Below are 1,194 nucleotides of genomic sequence, written 5' to 3' on the forward strand. Positions count from 1 at the left end.
TTCTCATTCTGCTTACGACCGCGTCGATCCCGGACCCACGCGAAAGTCCGCCGCACCTTCGGCACGGCGGGCTTTGGTAGAAAAATCAATCTAGACCTTAACAATCCTGCGGGTACCTGGGTCAACCAGAACGGTTCGTCCCTCAACGACTACATAGCGGTACTGAACGTCCGGGACTTCGTACAGCTCGACTGTGTCGGGCAGAGCGGCGCCAATCTTGAGCTCAACACCGGGAAGCTCAGCGATGCTATCGGTTTCTTCTTTACATACTCCCGGATCACCGTGTCCTGCTCAGGCTGAATGATGACATCCTGAGCGGCGACCGCTCCGACACCTACGAAAAGAAGGATTCCTGTCGCAGCAGATAAAAATTGCTTTCCTATATAGTCCAACGAGGCAACCTTCCGCTGCGGTGCTTGATGGTCCCGCACGGGGCTACTTACCTGAACGGGCGGAAGGAATTGTTGTTCCGCTGGCGCTGAGCAACCCCGCGGCCGGCCGCCACGATGGCTTGGTTCCTTCGTAGAAAGGAGCTTTTAGGTCAGGACAATCGGGATGTGGGCATTCTTCACAGGGACAGGGCTGGTCGCCAGCGGTGCCAAAAGATGCACAAGCTGGCGTCGCAAGCCGCCGCTGCAGGCGCACCGTGGCCGCCGCGCTATCATCGGTTTTTCTGGCTGTCGGTCGCCTTCGGCTTCCCCGCCTTCGCTGCCGTACTCGGGATCTTCTGGCTGGTAATAGCTCGCCCAGCAATCGAGTCGCAGGCAGGGCATGCTGCGATCACGCGCAGTCAAAGCATTTGCGGAAAATTCCCGCCCCATGCAGAGCGAATATCCGCCGGAACGGGCCTATTACCCTCGCGTTAACGGTGATGACGTTCTCCGCAGATGTCTACCGCGCCGCCGGCTTTGCTGTTCTGAGAGAAATGCCCGTTAGTCGCACCGGAGTCCGGTCGCCGATATCATTCTAACGGCGCTCACTGCCGTGGGCATAAGGCCCCCTTCAGGCTGGTTAGGCGGAGCTTACCAAAAAAGTGCTGTTCGAACGGAACACAGAAAGCGCAGGCAAGTTCGGTAGGCAGTGGAGGAGATTGCGCCATGAACAGTGTCATTTATCTCATCGGCCTTGTCGTCATCGTGCTTGCGATCCTCTCCTTTCTCGGATTCCTCTAGGAGATACCATGCAGGACCAGGA

1 protein-coding gene and 1 pseudogene are annotated in these 1,194 nt (G+C 57.6%); one reads left to right on the plus strand and one right to left on the minus strand.

The genetic code is table 11. From position 1 onward, the window contains the following. Window positions 1–90 precede the first annotated feature (90 nt). A pseudogene (locus NKI72_RS35075) lies at window positions 91–383 on the minus strand (DUF1236 domain-containing protein). A gap of 222 nt (window positions 384–605) precedes the next feature. Between NKI72_RS35075 and NKI72_RS35080 the strand changes: the two are divergent. Continuing rightward, window positions 606–866, plus strand: a complete 261-nt coding sequence (locus tag NKI72_RS35080; RefSeq protein WP_352756874.1) for a DUF2269 family protein — start codon at window positions 606–608, stop codon at window positions 864–866. Window positions 867–1,194 lie beyond the last annotated feature (328 nt).

Origin of the sequence: Mesorhizobium sp. M0437 (genome assembly GCF_040321335.1) — a bacterium.
GTDB lineage: Bacteria > Pseudomonadota > Alphaproteobacteria > Rhizobiales > Rhizobiaceae > Mesorhizobium.

What these genes read in the sequence shown, in the direction of transcription:
- NKI72_RS35080 (WP_352756874.1), top strand. Translation starts at nt 606, where the DNA reads ATGCACAAGCTGGCGTCGCAAGCCGCCGCTGCAGGCGCACCGTGGCCG.